The 18,082-nt window shown below is 37.7% G+C and carries 16 protein-coding genes; 10 read left to right on the plus strand and 6 right to left on the minus strand.

What is annotated here, in order from left to right; genetic code table 11:
- Position 1: 1 nt before the first annotated feature.
- Both G6O73_RS11005 and G6O73_RS11010 read left to right on the plus strand, forming a co-directional pair.
- Entirely contained in the window at positions 2–1,105 is a 1,104-nt protein-coding gene (locus tag G6O73_RS11005; protein ID WP_157056646.1) for an NAD(P)H-dependent oxidoreductase, read from the plus strand.
- A 67-nt stretch (positions 1,106–1,172) separates the two neighbouring features.
- Entirely contained in the window at positions 1,173–2,108 is a 936-nt protein-coding gene (locus G6O73_RS11010; protein WP_057885152.1) for an FAD:protein FMN transferase, read from the plus strand.
- Positions 2,109–2,220: 112 nt separating this feature from the next.
- Here G6O73_RS11010 and G6O73_RS11015 read toward each other — a convergent pair whose 3' ends face one another.
- The gene (locus tag G6O73_RS11015) at positions 2,221–2,538 is read right to left on the minus strand and encodes a hypothetical protein (RefSeq protein ID WP_057885153.1); all 318 of its coding nucleotides are present in this window, start codon (positions 2,536–2,538) and stop codon (positions 2,221–2,223) included.
- Between the two features lie 307 nt (positions 2,539–2,845).
- Here G6O73_RS11015 and G6O73_RS11020 point away from each other — a divergent pair, with 307 nt between their 5' ends.
- Complete coding sequence (locus G6O73_RS11020; RefSeq protein WP_057885154.1) at positions 2,846–3,580, plus strand: MIP/aquaporin family protein; 735 nt, start codon at positions 2,846–2,848, stop codon at positions 3,578–3,580.
- Between the two features lie 192 nt (positions 3,581–3,772).
- Here G6O73_RS11020 and G6O73_RS11025 read toward each other — a convergent pair whose 3' ends face one another.
- Positions 3,773–4,447, minus strand: a complete 675-nt coding sequence (locus G6O73_RS11025) for a type 1 glutamine amidotransferase (RefSeq protein ID WP_057885155.1) — start codon at positions 4,445–4,447, stop codon at positions 3,773–3,775.
- Between the two features lie 194 nt (positions 4,448–4,641).
- On the opposite strand from G6O73_RS11025, the gene G6O73_RS11030 reads away from it, so the two are divergent.
- Positions 4,642–4,971 (plus strand): DUF6176 family protein, encoded by a 330-nt coding sequence (locus G6O73_RS11030; protein WP_057885156.1) that lies wholly within the window; start codon positions 4,642–4,644, stop codon positions 4,969–4,971.
- A gap of 5 nt (positions 4,972–4,976) precedes the next feature.
- Here G6O73_RS11030 and G6O73_RS11035 read toward each other — a convergent pair whose 3' ends face one another.
- Complete coding sequence (locus tag G6O73_RS11035; protein WP_057885157.1) at positions 4,977–5,972, minus strand: LacI family DNA-binding transcriptional regulator; 996 nt, start codon at positions 5,970–5,972, stop codon at positions 4,977–4,979.
- A 203-nt stretch (positions 5,973–6,175) separates the two neighbouring features.
- Between G6O73_RS11035 and G6O73_RS11040 the strand changes: the two genes are divergently transcribed.
- Positions 6,176–7,858 carry a glycoside hydrolase family 13 protein gene (locus tag G6O73_RS11040; RefSeq protein ID WP_057885158.1) on the plus strand — a complete coding sequence of 561 codons (1,683 nt, stop codon included), beginning with the start codon at positions 6,176–6,178 and terminating at the stop codon, positions 7,856–7,858.
- Positions 7,859–8,157: 299 nt separating this feature from the next.
- Here G6O73_RS11040 and cysK read toward each other — a convergent pair whose 3' ends face one another.
- A complete protein-coding gene (gene cysK, locus G6O73_RS11045; RefSeq protein WP_057885159.1) occupies positions 8,158–9,075 on the minus strand; it encodes a cysteine synthase A in 918 nt (305 codons plus the stop codon).
- Entirely contained in the window at positions 9,068–9,871 is an 804-nt protein-coding gene (locus G6O73_RS11050) for a homoserine O-acetyltransferase/O-succinyltransferase family protein (RefSeq protein WP_057885160.1), read from the minus strand. The genes cysK and G6O73_RS11050 overlap by 8 nt, the downstream gene beginning before the upstream one ends.
- A 656-nt stretch (positions 9,872–10,527) precedes the next feature.
- Between G6O73_RS11050 and G6O73_RS11055 the strand changes: the two genes are divergently transcribed.
- Positions 10,528–11,349, plus strand: coding sequence for a TraX family protein (locus G6O73_RS11055; protein ID WP_057885161.1), 822 nt, complete (start codon positions 10,528–10,530; stop codon positions 11,347–11,349).
- Positions 11,350–11,451: 102 nt separating this feature from the next.
- On the opposite strand, the gene G6O73_RS11060 is transcribed toward G6O73_RS11055, so the two are convergent.
- Entirely contained in the window at positions 11,452–12,285 is an 834-nt protein-coding gene (locus G6O73_RS11060) for a recombinase family protein (protein ID WP_419504872.1), read from the minus strand.
- A gap of 431 nt (positions 12,286–12,716) precedes the next feature.
- Between G6O73_RS11060 and G6O73_RS11065 the strand changes: the two genes are divergently transcribed.
- The 4 genes from G6O73_RS11065 to G6O73_RS11080 all read left to right on the plus strand — a co-directional run bounded on the left by G6O73_RS11065 (position 12,717) and on the right by G6O73_RS11080 (position 18,000).
- Positions 12,717–13,583 carry an Rgg family transcriptional regulator gene (locus G6O73_RS11065; protein WP_162254588.1) on the plus strand — a complete coding sequence of 289 codons (867 nt, stop codon included), beginning with the start codon at positions 12,717–12,719 and terminating at the stop codon, positions 13,581–13,583.
- Positions 13,584–13,691: 108 nt separating this feature from the next.
- Positions 13,692–14,129, plus strand: coding sequence for an OsmC family protein (locus tag G6O73_RS11070; protein ID WP_057885163.1), 438 nt, complete (start codon positions 13,692–13,694; stop codon positions 14,127–14,129).
- Positions 14,126–15,139 carry a lipoate--protein ligase gene (locus tag G6O73_RS11075; protein ID WP_057885164.1) on the plus strand — a complete coding sequence of 338 codons (1,014 nt, stop codon included), beginning with the start codon at positions 14,126–14,128 and terminating at the stop codon, positions 15,137–15,139. Before G6O73_RS11070 ends, G6O73_RS11075 begins: the two co-directional genes overlap by 4 nt.
- A 326-nt stretch (positions 15,140–15,465) precedes the next feature.
- The gene (locus G6O73_RS11080) at positions 15,466–18,000 is read left to right on the plus strand and encodes a M1 family metallopeptidase (protein ID WP_057885165.1); all 2,535 of its coding nucleotides are present in this window, start codon (positions 15,466–15,468) and stop codon (positions 17,998–18,000) included.
- The last annotated feature ends 82 nt before the right edge of the window (positions 18,001–18,082 follow it).

The raw sequence follows: 18,082 nt of genomic DNA on the forward strand, positions 1-18,082 counted from the left end.
AGTGAAACTAGCTGCGATTGTCGGAACAAATGCAACGCATTCATATAATCGTCGTTTGCTGAAATATATGCAGCGGCATTTTGCCGAATTAGCCAAAATTGAGATTTTAGAAATCAATCAATTGCCGCTCTTCCAAAAGGATTTGCCGCAAGAACAACAATCTAAAGTTTGGGATTTTAAACAAGCAATTAAACAAGCTGACGGAGTAATTTTTTCTTCGCCTGAATATGATCATAGTATTCCAGCTGCACTTAAAAGTGCGATTGAATGGTTATCTTATCACTGTGAATTATTAGATAATAAGCCAGTGATGATTGTTGGCGCTTCTTATGGACCACAAGGATCAGCTCGTGCCCAGGAACATTTACGCCAGATTTTGGCTTCGCCAGATTTGAATGCAGCCGTTTTATCTGGAAATGAATTTTTGCTTGGCAATGTAGCGACTGTCTTCAATGAAGCTGGTGAATTAATTGACAAACCAGCTGCCACTGAATTGGAGAAATATTTTACTAATTTTGTGAGCTTTGCTAAATTACTAAACCAACGATCACCGCAAGCAGCTTTAGCTGCGGTTAAGCAACCATTAATTAGTGAAGCGTTCGTTCAATTTCCAACCGGAAAACTTAGTTTGCAGCAGATTCAGCAAATTTTCAGTACGATGCCATTTGAAGTTGATTTTATTGATGAAACGGATCATTTCAGCTGGTTTTCTGATAAAGCTGATCGGGTACATGTTCGTTCGGTCAGTTCTTTAGGTGAAACGGTGCAAGAATGCCATCCACCGTTGGCTGTTCCAACAGTTGAAAAGATTATTACTTCATTTAAATCTGGTGAAAAAGATTTGGTTGAGCGCTGTATGACACTTCAAGGACATAAAGTATTGATTCGTTACTATGCAGTCCGAGATGTTAATGGCCATTATTTAGGAACAATGGAATTTACGGGAAATGTTGACCATTTATATGATCTTTTTAAAAATGGCAGTTTTGAACAAACAGATACGACTACTGGAGCTTCACAAAAAATAGAGCAATCGGTTGAAGCTGAAAGTGCTGATACAACTACTAGTGCTACTCCAACAGTCGAAACAGAAGTGGTCAGATGAATCAACACCAGCTACTGATGCGACCAGTGGTGCTTCACAGCATCAAGAAGAATAAGGACTATTTGAAATGATTGAAAACATTGCTGCACAAAGACTAACCCAGACAAAGTACGGTTTGGGAACTTTAAATACTTTGACGCTTTTTGGAACCGTTGATCAGCTGATTCTTGGTCATTCATTTGAATTGATAGCAAAGTATGAGGAATTATTAACAATTAATCGAGCAACATCACAAGTTTTGGCAATCAGTCAAGCAGCTGGAAAACACCCAGTTCAAGTTAGTGCAGCAGTTTATCAGCTGATTAAATTGGCAGTGGCAGCTAGTTGTGAAAACTTCGGATTCAATACGGCGATTGGTCCCTTGGTTAAGTTGTGGGATATCGGATTTTCTGATGCCCACGTTCCAACAGCTGCTGAAATTCAGCGCTGTCACAACTTAATTGATCCAACTCAGATTCAGCTAGAAGATCGTAATTTCAGTGTTTATTTACCGCGAACGGGCATGAAACTAGATTTGGGTGGCATTGCTAAAGGGTACATTGCGGATCGAATTAGAGATTTATGGTTAGCATATGGTGTTAGTGCTGGAATCATTAATTTAGGTGGGAATGTCTTATTAGTAGGAGCAGCACCAACTCATTCAGATGGTCGTTGGGTAATTGGGGTACAAGATCCACGACAACCGCGCGGAGCAAGCATTGGCAAGGTTAATCTTCCGGCTTGTTCAGCCGTTACTTCAGGAATTTATGAACGGACCTTAAAACAAAATGGTCAAAACTATCATCATCTATTAGATCCCCGTACGGGCTATCCTTTAAAGACCGAGCTTGCAGGAGTTACTATTTTTGCAGAGCAATCTGTTGTAGCTGAAATTGAAGCTAAACGTTTATTTTTTGCTGGCCAACCATTGGCGGGATGGCTGAAGAGTCGTTCTGGATTACTGGGGGCAGTGTTTGTTTATCAAAATGGTCAGACAATTCCGGTTGGTGTTGATTTATTGTAATCAACTTGTTATAAGGTTAAAAGATTGCAGCATTTTAGCTGCTATGAGTTAGGCAATTCTAGATAGATAAAAGCAGGCTATTTTCAATTTAGCCTGCTTTTTTGGTGTTATTTTATTTTTTATTTAGATGGATGATATGAAGGTTAATTGCCAAAATAATTGCAAAAACAACCACAATAAATCCAATCGTTATTAACCAACTAACCGTATTGGATAAGTTTCCAAAGTTGGTGATGGCAATAAAACCAGCTGTAAGGACTAGCAACAAAGCAAGATATTTACCAGCTAGATGTGAATTTTGATCATAAGGTTTTCGCGCTAAAAGATTACCTGCGATTAAAAATAAGACTCGACCTCTCCAAAACAAAAATGCCAAAAGCAAGCAACTAGCAATCAAGCAAAAATTAAAAATGGCTGCAACAATTGTCATGAGAGATTCTCCTCCTTAAAAATTTAGTATGACACAATTAATCATTGATTATAGTTATACGAGCGATTCATAGAGCTACTTTCACTGATATTATAGCATGCTTAACCTAATCAAGATGATTGCATTGATAAACAAATTAATATATTGCAAAATTTAATTCAGAAAATATAATAGAAAAAAAGCTTGACAAAAATAGTTTAGAGGCTTAATATATCTCGGTATTGTAACTGTAACAAATGTTACGGTTAAGTGTTACATACGTTAGTTACAATGTCGTTTTTTAGCAGAGAAAGAGGAGAGGTTTTTAATGGATTATGCTTTATCGACCCGTTTAGCAGCAGAATTTTTTGGGACTGCAATTATGGTAGCATTAGGTAACGGGTCAGTTGCTACCGTTGATTTGGAAAAGACTAAAGGAAGCCGCAGTGGGTGGATTGTCATTTCAGTTGGGTATGGTTTTGCAGTAATGATTCCAGCTTTGATGTTTGGCAGTATTTCAGGGAATCATATTAATCCGGCATTTACCATTGGATTGGCTGCTGCTGGATTATTCCCTTGGACAGAAGTTTTACCATACATAGGAGTACAATTTTTGGGGGCAATTGTCGGGCAATTGATTGTTATTGCAGCTTTTAAACCGCATTATGATTTAACAACCGATACAGGGAAGGTTTTGGGAACTTTTTCGACATCAGACGCAACTAATCATTGGCTGAATGGTTTCATCAATGAGTTTTTAGGTACTTTTGTTTTGGTCTTTGGCGCTTTGGGAATCACAAATTCGCCAGCTTTTGCCAAAGGGAATCAACTTTCAGGTTTCATTGGGATTGGTTTGTTGGTAATGGTAATCGTAGCTTCATTTGGCGGCCCAACTGGACCAGCGTTGAATCCGGCTCGTGATTTGGGACCGCGCTTATTACACCAAGTATTTCCGTTAAAATATAAGGGAAATTCAAATTGGGGCTATGCTTGGGTTCCAGTAGTTGCACCAATTTTAGCTGGTGTTGCTGCAACTATTTTATTTAAATCAGTTTTTATGTAATTTGAATTAATTAGTTAAAACGGTAATTGGAATACAAACTTAAAAGTACCTTGGTGTCACTGCTAATAGCGGTTGATCACCAAGGTACTTTTTGCATTATTAAATATTATTCAATTCAAATTATTGTAGATAAGTAAAAAGTAGTGTCTTTGCTAGTTGAGTTGGGTAAATCATGCAGCTTGAAATTCCAGCTCAATTATTAGCGCAGATAAAATCTAAAAGCTGAAAAAGAACTCGCTGGTTAGTAGCTGGAACCGGCTGTGATAAAATTTTTTGGCAAGAAGTCTTAAACGCTGAACCATTGAGATAACTGCCATCGTTGATTAACATTTCACGGACATTCAGCGAGGCAACTTCAAGATGAAATTGTAAGCCAAGAACATTGTGTCGGTAAAGAAAACCTTGATGAGGAACCAATTCACTGGAAAATAATTGAATCGCTCCAGTCGGAATTGAAAAGGTATCTTGATGCCAGTGAAGAACAGAAATTTTGGCTGGTAAATTTGGAATAATCTGATTTTCCAGCTTAACTGGCGCCCAACCGACCTCTTTAACTGGCGCAGCTTTAATTGTTCCACCAAGTGTTTTGACGATTTGCTGTGCGCCTAAACAGACACCGAAAATTGGTCGTCGCAGATATAACAGTTTTTGAATTAATTGTCGTTCATTTTTTAACCATGAAAAATGGTCATTTGGGTTCATTGGACCACCTAAAATTATCAGCAAATCGGTTTCAGCAGCAGCTGGCAGAACACCCTGAAATTGATAGGGATGATAGATTCCAACTTGATGTTGATGTTTTTGTGTCCAATCAAGGATCAAACCAGGTCGCTCATTGGGTGTATGTTGAATAATGTTAACCCGCACTTTTAATAGCTCCTTTATCAGGATATAATTAAGCATAAAGAATTAGGAAATTATAAGTTTTGTTGTTAGTGGCTAAACTATTGAAGAGGATAACTGCTGTTAGTCTATCAAAACTAATGATAATTTAAAAGTTAAAGTACCAGAATTTTATCAAAACTGTCAGGATCAATTCAATAATATGAGGAGATGTGAGCTTGTTAATCGAATTAGAAGGTTTCCCAGTAAAAAAAGGTCAAGAGGCTAAGGCTCAAGAATGGATGACTTTTTTACGTCAAAATCAAACTCAAGTTTCAGCCACCTTAGTAGCAGAAAAGCTGTTGTTAGAACAAATTTTTTCGTTGCAACTGGATGATCGCTTGTATCTTTGCTGGTATTCGCATCAAGACGGTATCGGGCTGCCAGTTAGCGAAAGTTCGAATCCAATTGATCAGCAGCATGTAAAGTATTGGCAGGAATGTATTGATGAACAAATGCCCGCTTTAAAATTCAAATTAGAAAACACTTTTCAAGTACCAGAAAAGTAGGTAGTTTATGGCAATTGGCTGGTACTACCACGCTCAATGATCTTGAAGGGCAGATAGTGTGCTTTGTCTTTATGATTGGCTTGTTGGATTAAAGTTTGAAGTCCTTGATAGCCCATCTGATAAAAATCTTGGGTAATGCTGCTTAGTTGCGGCCGGACGATTTTAGTTAGTTGAGTACCATCAATGCTTAAAATTGATAACCGCTGCGGAACAGCTAAATTAAAGTCGCTTGCGGCATTTAAAAGTCCAATTGAAACAAGGTCACTGGTCCCGATGACTGCCGTCAATTCTGGATTTGGGCCGTATTCACGCATTGCTTTAATACCAGCTTCATATGTGAAATCACCAAATTGAATCCAGTCATCTTGAATCGACAGCTTACTTTCTCGTAAAGCCTGCTTAAATCCGGCAACTCGCTGCTGTCCAATATAAGAATCATCTGTCATTCCAGCAATACCAATTTTTGTATGTCCTTTAGCAATTAAGAAAGATGTTGCTTGGTAGCCGATTTGAAAATCATTTGAACTAATAAAAGAAGCTTTATCAGAAATTCCGATCGAAATAAATAAATATGGCAGCTCAGTTGCTTGCAATAACTGGAAATTTTTAGCAGTTAAGGTTAACGACAACAATAAAACACCATAGATTGGTCGACCTAGGATAGTTTGTAGTGCTCGAGTTTGTGACTGAGGGTTATTTGGTTCAACGGTCAGCAATACAATATGATAACCATATTTAATGGCGCTTTTCTCAATACCTTCAACAATTTTTTCGGCAAAGTTAGTTTTAGTAGCGCCGATGATTACCGCTACGACATGGCTTTTGCGCGTGACCAGTTCAGCAGCGGCAATATTTTTGTGATAACCCATTGTTTGAGCAATCTTCCGGACTTTTTCAGCCGTTGCTGCAGAATAATGCCCCTGTTTATTACCGAGAATTCTTGAGACGGTAACTGCTGAAATCTGGGCGGACCGAGCAATGTCTTTGATTGTAACTGCCATTTTTCTCCTCCTCACTAGCTAATACTAATACTTTAGCATAAATTTTGATTTTATGTTTAGCAAAACACATTTGCACAAACGTTTAATAAAAAAGAACTTTGCTATTGTAAACGTTTGCTCTAAGTGCTATCATCTTCTATGTAATCGATTACTTCAAGTTAAAATGATGAACTTTAGAAAAACTTCAGCGAAGGAGGAGCAAAATGAAAAGTGATTGGTTTAAAGATTCAGTTGTTTATCAAATTTATCCAAGAAGTTTTCAAGATAGCAATGGTGATGGAATTGGTGATTTGAATGGAATTCGTCAACGGTTACCATATTTAAAAAAATTGGGAGCTGATGTTGTCTGGCTCAATCCCATCTATCTTTCACCAGACAAGGATAATGGTTATGATATTGCGGATTATCGCCGGATTCAGCCAGCCTATGGAACATTGACAGAATTTGATCAGCTATTAGCCGGGTTACATCAACAGCAGATGAAACTATTAATGGATTTAGTAGTAAATCATACTTCCGATCAGCATCATTGGTTCAAGGAAAGTCGCCAATCAAAAGAAAATCCTTATGCAGATTACTATATCTGGCGTGACCCAGTTGATGGTCATGAACCCAATAATTGGGGATCATATTTTAGTGGTTCGGCTTGGACTTATGTTCCTGAGCGACAACAGTATTATCTGCATTTATTTGCTCCGGGGCAACCGGATTTAAATTGGGAAAATCCTAAGGTACGGCAAGAAGTTTATGATTTAATGCGCTTTTGGCTTGATCGTGGCGTTGATGGTTTCCGAATGGACGTAATTAACCTGATCTCAAAACCAGCTGGTTTGCCAAATGCCCCGCAAGCACTAGGAGCCGCATATGGAGATGTTCAACAGGTAGTTGCTGATGGCCCGCGCTTAAATGAATTCTTGCAAGAAATGAATCGTGAAGTTTTGGCTAAATATGATGTAATGACAGTTGGAGAAATGCCGGGATCAACACCACAGGATGCAATTAAGTATACTGGGTTGCATAGCCATGAGTTGAATATGGTATTTCAATTTGATCATGTCAGTTTAGCGGCTAATCCAGATGAAAAATTCGGTAAATGGAATGATCAACCAATCAAGTTAGCTGACTTGAAAAAAGCTCTTTTTCGCTGGCAAACAGAGCTTGATGGTAAAGGGTGGAATAGTTTGTATTGGAACAATCACGATCAACCTCGGGCGGTATCACGCTTTGCAACTGATAATCCCAAGTATCGTGTAGTGGCTGCTAAAATGTTAGCCACGACGCTGCATTTTATGCAAGGAACGCCTTATGTTTATGAAGGTGAAGAAATAGGAATGACCAATGTTCATTTTAAACGGTTAGATCAGTACGAGGATTTAGAATCGCTGAATGCCTATCAGCAATTTGTTGAACAAGAACATGCTTTATCAGCAAAACAAATGTTAAATTACTTGGCTAAGATGTCGCGTGATAATGCACGGACACCAATGCAATGGAATACTAGCGAACATGCAGGATTTACTCAAGGTCAACCATGGTTCGACTTGAATCCAAATTATAGTGAGATTAATGTTGCACAGGCTTTAGCTGACAAAAATTCGGTTTTCTATTATTACCAACAGATGATTAAGTTGCGGCACCAATTAACAGTAATTCGTTATGGTAGTTTTAAACCGTTAGAGCTGGCCGACCCAGCTGTCTTGGCCTATCAACGAGATTATCAAGGAAGCACGTTAAAAGTCTTCAGTAACTTTTCTGCTAAAACGATTAATAGGGATTTTGCTGAAGTTGTGAATGGAGAACGGTTGGCTGGAAATTATCCGACTGATCAAGGCGCGATTTTAAGACCATATGAAACTAAAGCTTATCTGATTAAAAACAAAAAATGAGTGCAAAAGGTATAATTTACGTAGAGTTTTTTATAGAGGGGATAAATATTAGGTCAACCTTACATGAAAAACAGACGGGAAAATGGGCTTCTATCAAGAACGGGGACACTTTTTCTAGGATGTTTCCAATCTTGACAAAGATGTTCCACGTTGGCAGCAGTTTTGACTAAAGTAATTTCTAATTTTCCGCGTAAACAATTGGCGAATGTGAAAAAAATCGATCCAAAATTTTATTGATTCTAAAATTTTGGGTCGATTTTCTATTGCTTTTTAGCCTTTTTTCAGGCTTATTTTTTAAATTAAAAGTTAAACAGATCAGTAGATAGATAACGTTCACCATTATCTGGAACAACAGTAACGACACTTTTACCTCGACCGAGCTTTTTAGCAATTTCAATTGCACCATAAATGTTAGCGCCGGCTGAGATTCCTGGTAAAAATCCTTCTTGGTAACTGACCTTTTGAGCAGTAGTAATGGCCTGCTCATCAGTAACTTCAATAATATCGGTGTAAAGGTCGGTATCTAAGACTGCTGGGACAAAGCCAGCACTGATTCCTTGAATTTTATGTTTACCAGCTTTCCCGTTCTTTAAAAATGGTGAACCAGCTGCTTCAAGAGCGTAAATCTCAACTTGCGGATTGACCTTTTTTAGCGCATGGCCGACTCCAGTTAAAGTTCCACCGGTTCCAACACCAGCTACAAAGGCATCTGGTGTTCTGCCTGCAAAGTCAGCGATAATTTCTTGTCCGGTGGTTTTTTCGTGGATTGCGGGGTTGGCAGGATTATCAAACTGCAATGGCAAAAAGTAACCATTTTTTTCGGCTAAATCTTTGGCAGTTTTGATGGCATCCGGCATGCCGCCATCAACTAAAATCAATTCAGCACCATAACCTTGAATTAATTTGCGACGTTCAATACTCATGCTTTTAGGCATGGTAATAATTAAATGATAACCCTTAGCGGCAGCTGTTAAAGCTAAGCCAATACCGGTATTACCAGAGGTTGGTTCAATAATTGTTCCGCCAGCTGTTAATTTGCCGGACTTTTCAGCGGCATCAATCATCGCTAAGGCGATACGGTCTTTGATTGAACTGCCAGGGTTGAAAAACTCTAGTTTAACATAAACATCAGCAGCACCTTCGGGAACAATCTGATTCAATTTCAAAAGCGGAGTTTTACCAATCAATTCAGTAATATTTTGTTTTGCGTTAACCATAAATTAAACCTCCATTATTTTTGACAGTTGTGGCGATTAAATTTAACCAATTGTGAAAGAAAATTTGCTGGGTTCTCTGCCAGCCAAATACTGGGGCAAGTGACGTTTCAGGCTGCTGATAATGCCGCTCAGGATGCGCTGCAATTTCGCGTTGGTATTCAGCTTCCAAGCTGTCAGCCTGATATTCGAGATGAGAAAAAAGTAGCGTTTCGTTGCCGAGACGGTTACGTACAAGAAATAGGCTTCCAGCTTGATTAACAGCTGTAATTTCTAATTGCGGGTGAGCTGCAATTTGAGCTCGATTGGCTTCTGCATAGCGAGCATGAGGCGCCCAAAAGCCATTTTTCAAACCTGCCAGCAGTGGATCAGCAGTTAAAACTTGTTGCGGATAGACGCCGAATAATTTACGAGGAAGCAATTGTTTGTCAATTCGATAGAGTTCGTGCAATGCAACCATTGCTCCCCAGCAGAGATACAGTCGTTGCGGGACTTTCTTAAGCACTTTGAATAATTCTTGTAATTCAGGTAAATAAGTAATTTGACCGAATTCAAGTTGATCCAGCGGAGCACCAGTAATGATAAAAGCATCCAGTTGGGCGACAGCCGCTAAATCAAGCGGTTTTGCTTGAGTTTTAACTACTGTGGGAACTGCACGGTTTTGATAATGCAGTCGAGGATAAAAAAACTGCAGGTTAACCGGTTGGATAGTAGATTCTAAAACTTGCTGTAACTCATTTTTAGTTCGGAGTTTATCATGCATTAGATTCAAAATGCCAATCTGCAAAGGCTGATTCATAAAAAAATTCACTTCCTAACCTGAATTAATTTGAGTATTGTTAGAAACTAGCTGAATTAACAGCAGGCACGAACTCCACCCAAATATAGCAACTGTAAACGCCAGTGATAACTGACAGCAGCTGAATTATTCTGGATTGAAAAGTGAATCTTAATGTTATTCATTGTCATAAAAAAGACCTCCATACTCAGATAACTGGCCAATGTGGCTGTTAGACGATGACTAAAAAAGCCATTTCACTTAAAGTATAGAAATCAGCAACAACAAGTATTATGTAATTGGATAGAGGGACGCAGCTGAATTTTGATTATTGAATTAGATAACACAGTAGCGACACCCCTTTTGATTAATTTGTTGGTATAACAGTAACAAGTTTTGCTGGACTTGTCAAATATAACTAGCAAAAAAAGTAATTTGAATCAATTAATCAAAATTTTACATTAGCTTAATTTTAGTGATTTTTTATGTGAAATCATTCGGTAAAACCGAAATTTTTAGATTAAGTTGTTGTAATTAGGAGCCAGTGATGTTATAGGACTCAACCTGACTGCTAATCCATTTTTAATAATCGATAATTAATAACTATAATGAGATGGATTTAAAAATAATGTATAGTATAATACGCCTTAACTTAAGAAATACAGGGGAATATTATAATGACAACTTTTTTAAATAAACATAAATCTTTGACGACTTTTGACTTGAAGGTCATTGGTTTAGTACTAATGGTTTTTGATCATATCCACCAAATGTTTGCTGGAGCTGGCGTACCGGGATGGTTTAATTGGTTAGGTCGGCCAGTGGCAACGATTTTTTTCTTTGTCAGTGTTGAGGGCTTCACGCATACACATGATAAGAAAAAATATTTGTGGCGCTTGTTGATAGGCTACTGGATTATGGGGGTCGGAGATGCACTTATTCAGGCTTTCTTTAGTGTTGGTAATGTAGCATTGATGAATAATATTTTTGGTGATTTGTTCGTTGGTGTTTCAGCGATGTATGGTTATGAAAAATTTAAAGCAGCTTTGAAAAAGCATGATTTAAAATCTGGTTTGTCAGGTTCAGTACTGATTGGCTTGCCGCTTTTATTGTCGCTATATTTGCATTTTTCAGTACAGGGGAGGGGATTTTTCCAATTATCCAGCATATTAGTTAATTTTATTTACCCTTCATCAGCTGGGGCAGAAAACGCTTATTTTTGTTATTTAGCATTTTTCTTATATTTGGTTAAGGATAATCGAAAACTACAGTATCTTTTCATCGTTATTGCAGCGATTTGGTATACAGGCTATCTGTCTTATTGGCAATTTAATGACTTATTTACAGTCAACATTCAATGGATGATGATTTTTGCTATTATCCCAATTGCTTTATATAATTCGAAACGCGGTAAGAGTATGAAGTACTTCTTTTATATTTTCTATCCAGCACATATTTGGGGACTTTTCATTTTAGCGAGTTTACTGGGAGTTAAGTAGTATTTCAATCAAAAAAGCCTTATCAGCTTTAGTATTTTTGCAATCGAAAATTGCAGGAATGCTTTCAGCATAGGGCTTTTTATTTTGTGCTTTTAATTATAATTACTTAATTAATTTGAATCGTCGTTGTAATGTTTTACTGCCAATACCTGTTTGTTGTTCAAGTTGTTTATAAGTTAAGCCTTTTTGACGTAATTTGTAGGCAAATAATATTTGCTTGTCGGTATATTTTTGCGGCCGACCTTCAGTGAAGTTTGGATTATTTCTCTTCGCAAATTCCTTGCCTTCTTGGGTTCGCGTGACGATCATATCGCGTTCAAACTGAGCAAAGGCACTAAAAATTGTAAAAATCAGTTGACCAGTTGGGGTGTTATCAATTATTCCCATATTTAAAATGTTGACTTTGATACCTAGGGAAAATAAAGTTTGAATAATTTCCAAGGCTTCTTTAGTATTACGGGCAAAACGATCTAGTTTGGTAATAATCAAAGTGTCCCCCGGGGTAAGTTTAGCTAATAATTTTTTGAACTCTGGTCGTTCGGTAGTTGTCCCAGTGAATTTTTCTTGATAAATTTTTTCTGCACCGGCAGCTTTAAGAACTTCAATTTGATTTTCCAATTTTTGGTCAGCGGTACTGACTCGTGCGTAACCATACTTTGTAATTGTAGTTTGTTGCTTAGTGTGGGAAATTTTGGAAATAGTAACTATTTGAAAATTTTCGCTGTTAATTGTAATTTCCAGTTTATCATCAATATTATAGAAGGTTAAATACTTTCCTTTTTTCTTCCAATGATGTGAATTAATTAGTACTTTTTTTAGCAAGACTTGAATTTCTTGTGGAGAGTAAGCTGTTGCCAACTCTTGATTAAGTAGCTCATATATTTTTGAAGTATAGCAAATATGATTAATAATATTTTTAATTTGCTTTTTCATCATAAGCTTCTCCTAAAATTTTATAGTAATTAGCGGATTTAAACAATTTGGTGATTAAAGATAATGAATTTCACTAAGATGCGCTATATGTAACTTTAAATGGACGTTAATCATATTTTAAAGTTAATTTTTAAAAAATGTTTTAATTCAGCGACAATTACAAATGCATCTTTTTAATCATTTTTTAGACTAACTGAAATTATAAATGCTAGATAAAGCTTATGTTATTATAAAACACTAAAAAAAGGGACACAACTATTGAGTTATGTCCCTGCTTAATTTTTACATAAGTATAGCATAAATATGTTCTCAATTTTAATAGTTTTAAAGCCCGCACATAAGAAAACTTCAAAATATACCTTATTTTAAATTCTTACGGAACGTAGACAGAACTCAATAGTTGTGTCTTTAGTAAAGGAGATATAATCTGTATGATGTCGTCAGGAGAAATCGTAAGGCAGATTAGACTGACAAAGGGGTTGAAAACCAAGAATCTTTACCGGGGTTTAATGGCTCAACCAACAAGCTCACAATATGAAAGAGGGAAAAAAGAAATAAAAATTTCTAAGTTGTTGATAATTATTGCCCGCTTAAATCTAGATTTAGAAGAATTTGTTTATTTATTCGAGCGCGAAAATGATGAATTTGCATTATACGAGAAATATCATCAGCGACTGTTAAAGGCTTTTAAAAATAAAGCGTTGATGGAAGTTTGCTTGATTCACCAAAATATTTCCAATTTGACTGAGTCCAATAGATTGTCTCGCTTTAATAATTTAGGATTGCTTGCTAGTTGTATGCTTAAAAAGCTAGAAGCGAAGTCGGAAAGTTTTGCCGCGGAAAAAGAATTAATTATCGCATACTTAATGGGGGTGAAGGTCTGGAGTAAGTATGAATATCAGTTCTTTGATGAAGCCCTTTTTATATTTAATGAAGATGATATTTGCCAACTGATTAATGCTAGTCGGTCTGAAGAAATTTGTGATAGCCAAAATTTTACTTTACTAGGTCAAGTAAAAGTGAAGTTATTAGCAGACATTATAATTAAGCTGATAAGATTAGATAGTTATAGCAAAAATAAACGTTTTTTTTCAATACTAAATAATGTTAAAAGCCAACAAGAAGATCTGTATTCAAAATGCTATAAATCTTTTATTACCGGATTAGACTTAATTGCGGCCAAACAATTTGTTGAAGGCACAAAATTAATTTCAACTACTTTAAGTTTTTGCCAGGACTTAGGACTTTTCGCCCTAGAGCAAGAACTAACATTAAGTTTAAAGTACTGTTTGGTTAATTAAGTCAACCAATCAGCAGTTTAAACGGACATCAATATTTTTGAGCTGATTTGTCCTTGTTTGGTATAATGATGACGAATGTAATCTAATATATCAAAATGAGGTGTAGTTATGGAGAAAAAATCACTCTATCATACTGAAATTGAAAATCGAGCCGGACTTAATGGATACGTTCGATCGTTAAATGGTGGAAAATTTGAACAATTAACGAGCAGCCCGCTGAAAACGGTTCCAGGTTCGAATCCGGAGCAGTTGATTGGAGCAGCTTTAGCAACTTGTTTAAATGCGACGCTTGAAGCAGAAGAAAAGCGGCGGGGCTTATCACATCAAGCGGTTGTTCGGGTAGCAATTGATTTAGGACGCGATTATCAGGGATTTCAATTCTGGTTGCGGGCGCAAGTTAAGCTGCCGCAAGTTGAACGACAAACTGCTCAAGAAATGCTAGCGATTTGTGAGCGGCGTTGCCCAGTTGCCAAATTATTAGCTAGCAGTCCGAATGTTACAGTTGAATTAGTAGATGATTTTAGTTTGGGGGAAGCAATCAAATGAAATACTTGGTAACCGACCAACGAGATATTCGTTATAATTTAGCACTGGAAACCTATTTAATGGAACATGCTGATCTGACGGAACCAATTTTGTATTTTTACATTAACTCACCCTGTATTATTTTAGGCGCTAATCAAAATGCCTATGAAGAAGTTAACTTAGACTACGTTCAACGAAATAAAATTATTTTAACCCGACGGACTTCGGGAGGCGGGGCAGTTTTTGATGACTTGGGAAATGTTAGTTTTAGCTTCATAACTAAGGATGATGGGCATTCTAATGGTAACTTTTTGAAGTTCACTGAGCCAGTATTGGCTGCCCTGCATGCAATGGGGGCTACTGGAGCAGAATTAGTTGGTCGAAATGACTTGCAAATTGCTGGCAAAAAGTTTTCCGGTAACGCTATGCGATTAGAACATGGACGGATGTTTTCTCACGGTACGTTGATGTATGACGTTGATTTGAGCGTCATCGAAAAAGCCTTGAATGTTCCTAAAGACAAGATTGCGGCTAAGGGCATTAAATCAGTTCATAGTCGAGTTACTAACCTGAAACCATTCTTCACTCCTGATTATCAGCGATTAACGATTGAAGAGTTTCGTGATACGTTAGCTAGAAAGATTTTGCAGGTGACGGATTTAAGTTCAGCTAAAGAATATTTCCTAGACGACACGGCTAAACGAGCAGTTACCGCCATTAATCAAAAAATTTTCAGTAATTGGGATTGGGTTTATGGCAACTCACCAGCCGCAACCATTCAACATCGACAGCATTTTATGCAGGGTACAATTGATTTTCGTTTGCAAATAAAGCAGGGATTAATCAGTTATCTAAAAATTTATGGTGATTTTTTAGGACAAGCGGATGTTGGGCAATTTGCGACAAAATTGATTGGTATTCGTTATGACCGTCAGGCAATCGTTCAAGCATTGGCTGATGTTGACTTAGTGCCATATTTTGGAAAAATTGATCGTCAAGCAATTATTGATTTGTTGGTACGGCAGGAATAAATATCTGCATTTTTTGCTAATACTATAATTTTATCAACGAGAGTGTTGGGGGTATTTCTATTGAAAACAAATGGAAGCGGCTCAGTTAAGTGAGAGTTATTCAACCAAACGAGCCGACTTTAAGTGAAACATACTTGAAGAAATAATTTGTAGCAGGCTAAGATTATACATGAGATGACTGAAACAGCTGAGGAATCAAAAGTAAAATAGCCAAGTTGCTTTGCTTTACATTGATTTTTAAACTTATTTATAATTAAATTCAGTAGACAGCAATTTTTTGTATAAAGGATGTATAATATTATTATTCTGTTTAAGAAGGAGATACTATGACTGAAATAACTCGTTTTTATGATACATTTCAACCAGAACACTACGATGTTTTCTTGGATATTAATCGTCAAGAAAAGACAATCACCGGGAAAACGACGATAACGGGGACTGCTGAGCAATCTGAAATTGCGGTCCACCAAAAGAACTTAAAGGTAATGGCGGTAACGGTCGCAGCTGAGCAATTAGAATTTACGCTTGATGCTGCTGCAGATGCTTTAAAAATAAAATTACCACATGCTGGCAAAGTTGAATTTTCGATTGCCTACACGGCCCCGTTAACCGACACGATGATGGGCATCTATCCTTCTTATTATGAAGTGAACGGAGAAAAAAAGCAGCTGATTGGGACACAATTTGAAACTAATTTTGCTCGTCAGGCTTTTCCTTGCATCGATGAACCGGAAGCCAAAGCAACCTTCTCACTGGCAATTAAATTTGACGAACAGCCTGGTGAACTGGTTTTAAGTAATATGCCAGAAACCAAAGTAGAAGCTGGAGTTCATTATTTTGCACCAACTGTCAAAATGTCGACTTACCTAGTTGCTTTTGCTTTTGGTGATTTGCAAAGTAAAATTACAACAACGAACAGCGGTGTTAAGGTTGGGGTTTTTGCTACAAAAGCGCATCAACCACATGAATTAGATTTTGCCTTAGATATTGCTAAACGTGCAATTGAATTTTATGAGGATTTTTATCAAACACCTTATCCGCTACCACATTCATGGCAGTTGGCTTTACCAGATTTTTCAGCAGGAGCTATGGAAAACTGGGGCTTGGTAACTTACCGCGAGGCCTATTTACTGCTTGACCCAGCAAATACGGCTTTAGACACGCAGAAACTTGTTGCAACTGTAATTACCCATGAACTAGCTCATCAATGGTTTGGTGATTTGGTAACTATGAAGTGGTGGGATGATCTTTGGTTAAATGAAAGTTTTGCCAATATGATGGAATATGTTGCGGTTGACGCGATTAAACCTGAATGGCATGTTTGGGAAATGTTCCAAGAATCTGATGTACCCGCAGCGCTGCAACGAGATGCTACAGATGGTGTCCAGTCAGTCCACGTTCAAGTTAATAATCCTGCTGAAATTGATGCCTTGTTTGACGGTGCGATTGTTTACGCTAAAGGTGCACGGATGTTAGTTATGGTCCGGGCTTTGATTGGCGATCAAGCATTGCGCGCCGGGTTGAAACAGTATTTTGCTGCCCACCAATACAGTAATGCAACTGGTGCAGATTTGTGGTCGGCCCTTGGTTCAGCTGCTGGAATTGATGTTGGTGCAGTTATGCAATCGTGGTTGGAACAACCAGGATATCCGGTTGTAACGGCTGCAATTAAGGCTGGCGAGTTGACCTTAGAACAAGAACAGTTTTTCATTGGTGAAGGTAAACAGCAGGGGCGTTCATGGCAAATTCCACTGCATGGCAATTATTCAGTTGTGCCGACTTTGATGACTGATCGTGAATTGGTGTTGGGTGATTATCGACAATTACGCCAGACAGCAGGTAAGCCATTCCGTTTGAATGTTGGCAATAACTCGCACTTTATTGTTAAATATGATGCTGCTTTGTTGCAGGATATTTTGGCAAACTTTGAGTCACTGGATGCGATTGATCAACTACAATTGTTACAGGATTTACGTTTGCTGGCTGATAGCCGCCAAGTATCTTATGCTGAGCTGGTACCATTGCTGCCAAAATTTGCTGCTAGCAAGTCAGCGGTTGTTAATGCAATTTTGTATCAAACAGCTGCTAATTTGAAAAAATTTGTTGAACCGGATACTGCTGAAGAAAAACAACTAAAGCACTTCTTTGATCAATTAAGTGTTAAAGCCGTTGAACGCTTGGGCTGGGAGGCAGTCGAAAAAGAATCTGATGATGACAAATTAACGCGGCCGTACGTTTTGAATGCTGCTTTATATGCTGAAAATGCGCAGGCAATTGCTGAAGCTCATCGATTGTTTGCAGCTCATCAAGCTGATTTGATCAGTTTGCCAGCCGCTATTCGACCGTTAGTTTTAGCTAATGAGGTTAAGCATTTTGGCAGTCAAGAACTCTTTGATAAGCTGTTGTCTGCCTATCGACAAACACCAGATGCCAGCTACAAGTCTGATCTTTGTGTTGCTTTGACCGGGACACCGGATGCTGCCTTGATCAAACAACTGATTGAGAAATTTGAAGATGCAGAAACAATCAAACCGCAAGATTTACGGGCTTGGTATTACCGGACATTGGCTAATGATGATGGTCAGCAAGCAGCTTGGGATTGGATTCGCCAAGAGTGGTCATGGCTGGAAGAAAAAGTCGGCGGCGATATGGAATTTGCCACCTATATCACTGTTACTTCGCAAGTCTTTCGCAGCGCGGATCGCTTAGCTGAATTTCGTACTTTCTTTGAACCCAAAATTAACACTCCCGGATTGACACGGGAAATCAAAATGGATATTAAAGTGATTACTAGTCGAGTTAATTTAGTTGAAGCAGAAAGTTCAGCAGTTAATGCTGCAATTGCTGAAGCAACTAAATAAGTTGAATTTAATAATATTAATGGAACAGTGGCCTAAAAGCTACTGTTTTTATTTTTTTGACATACTATGCAATGTATAGTAC

Origin of the sequence: Liquorilactobacillus nagelii DSM 13675, from assembly GCF_019444005.1 — a bacterium.
Taxonomy (GTDB): Bacteria; Bacillota; Bacilli; order Lactobacillales; family Lactobacillaceae; genus Liquorilactobacillus; species Liquorilactobacillus nagelii.

Excerpts from the sequence above, each read along its gene's own strand:
- G6O73_RS11055 (WP_057885161.1), top strand. The coding sequence starts at position 10,528 with ATGACAACTTTTTTAAATAAACATAAATCTTTGACGACTTTTGACTTG.
- G6O73_RS11075 (WP_057885164.1), top strand. The coding sequence starts at position 14,126 with ATGAAATACTTGGTAACCGACCAACGAGATATTCGTTATAATTTAGCA.
- G6O73_RS11015 (WP_057885153.1), bottom strand. The coding sequence starts at position 2,538 with ATGACAATTGTTGCAGCCATTTTTAATTTTTGCTTGATTGCTAGTTGC.
- G6O73_RS11010 (WP_057885152.1), top strand. The coding sequence starts at position 1,173 with ATGATTGAAAACATTGCTGCACAAAGACTAACCCAGACAAAGTACGGT.
- G6O73_RS11060 (WP_419504872.1), bottom strand. The coding sequence starts at position 12,285 with ATGATGAAAAAGCAAATTAAAAATATTATTAATCATATTTGCTATACT.
- cysK (WP_057885159.1), bottom strand. The coding sequence starts at position 9,075 with ATGGTTAACGCAAAACAAAATATTACTGAATTGATTGGTAAAACTCCG.
- G6O73_RS11040 (WP_057885158.1), top strand. The coding sequence starts at position 6,176 with ATGAAAAGTGATTGGTTTAAAGATTCAGTTGTTTATCAAATTTATCCA.
- G6O73_RS11065 (WP_162254588.1), top strand. The coding sequence starts at position 12,717 with ATGTCGTCAGGAGAAATCGTAAGGCAGATTAGACTGACAAAGGGGTTG.
- G6O73_RS11070 (WP_057885163.1), top strand. The coding sequence starts at position 13,692 with ATGGAGAAAAAATCACTCTATCATACTGAAATTGAAAATCGAGCCGGA.
- G6O73_RS11035 (WP_057885157.1), bottom strand. The coding sequence starts at position 5,972 with ATGGCAGTTACAATCAAAGACATTGCTCGGTCCGCCCAGATTTCAGCA.
- G6O73_RS11050 (WP_057885160.1), bottom strand. The coding sequence starts at position 9,871 with ATGAATCAGCCTTTGCAGATTGGCATTTTGAATCTAATGCATGATAAA.
- G6O73_RS11020 (WP_057885154.1), top strand. The coding sequence starts at position 2,846 with ATGGATTATGCTTTATCGACCCGTTTAGCAGCAGAATTTTTTGGGACT.
- G6O73_RS11080 (WP_057885165.1), top strand. The coding sequence starts at position 15,466 with ATGACTGAAATAACTCGTTTTTATGATACATTTCAACCAGAACACTAC.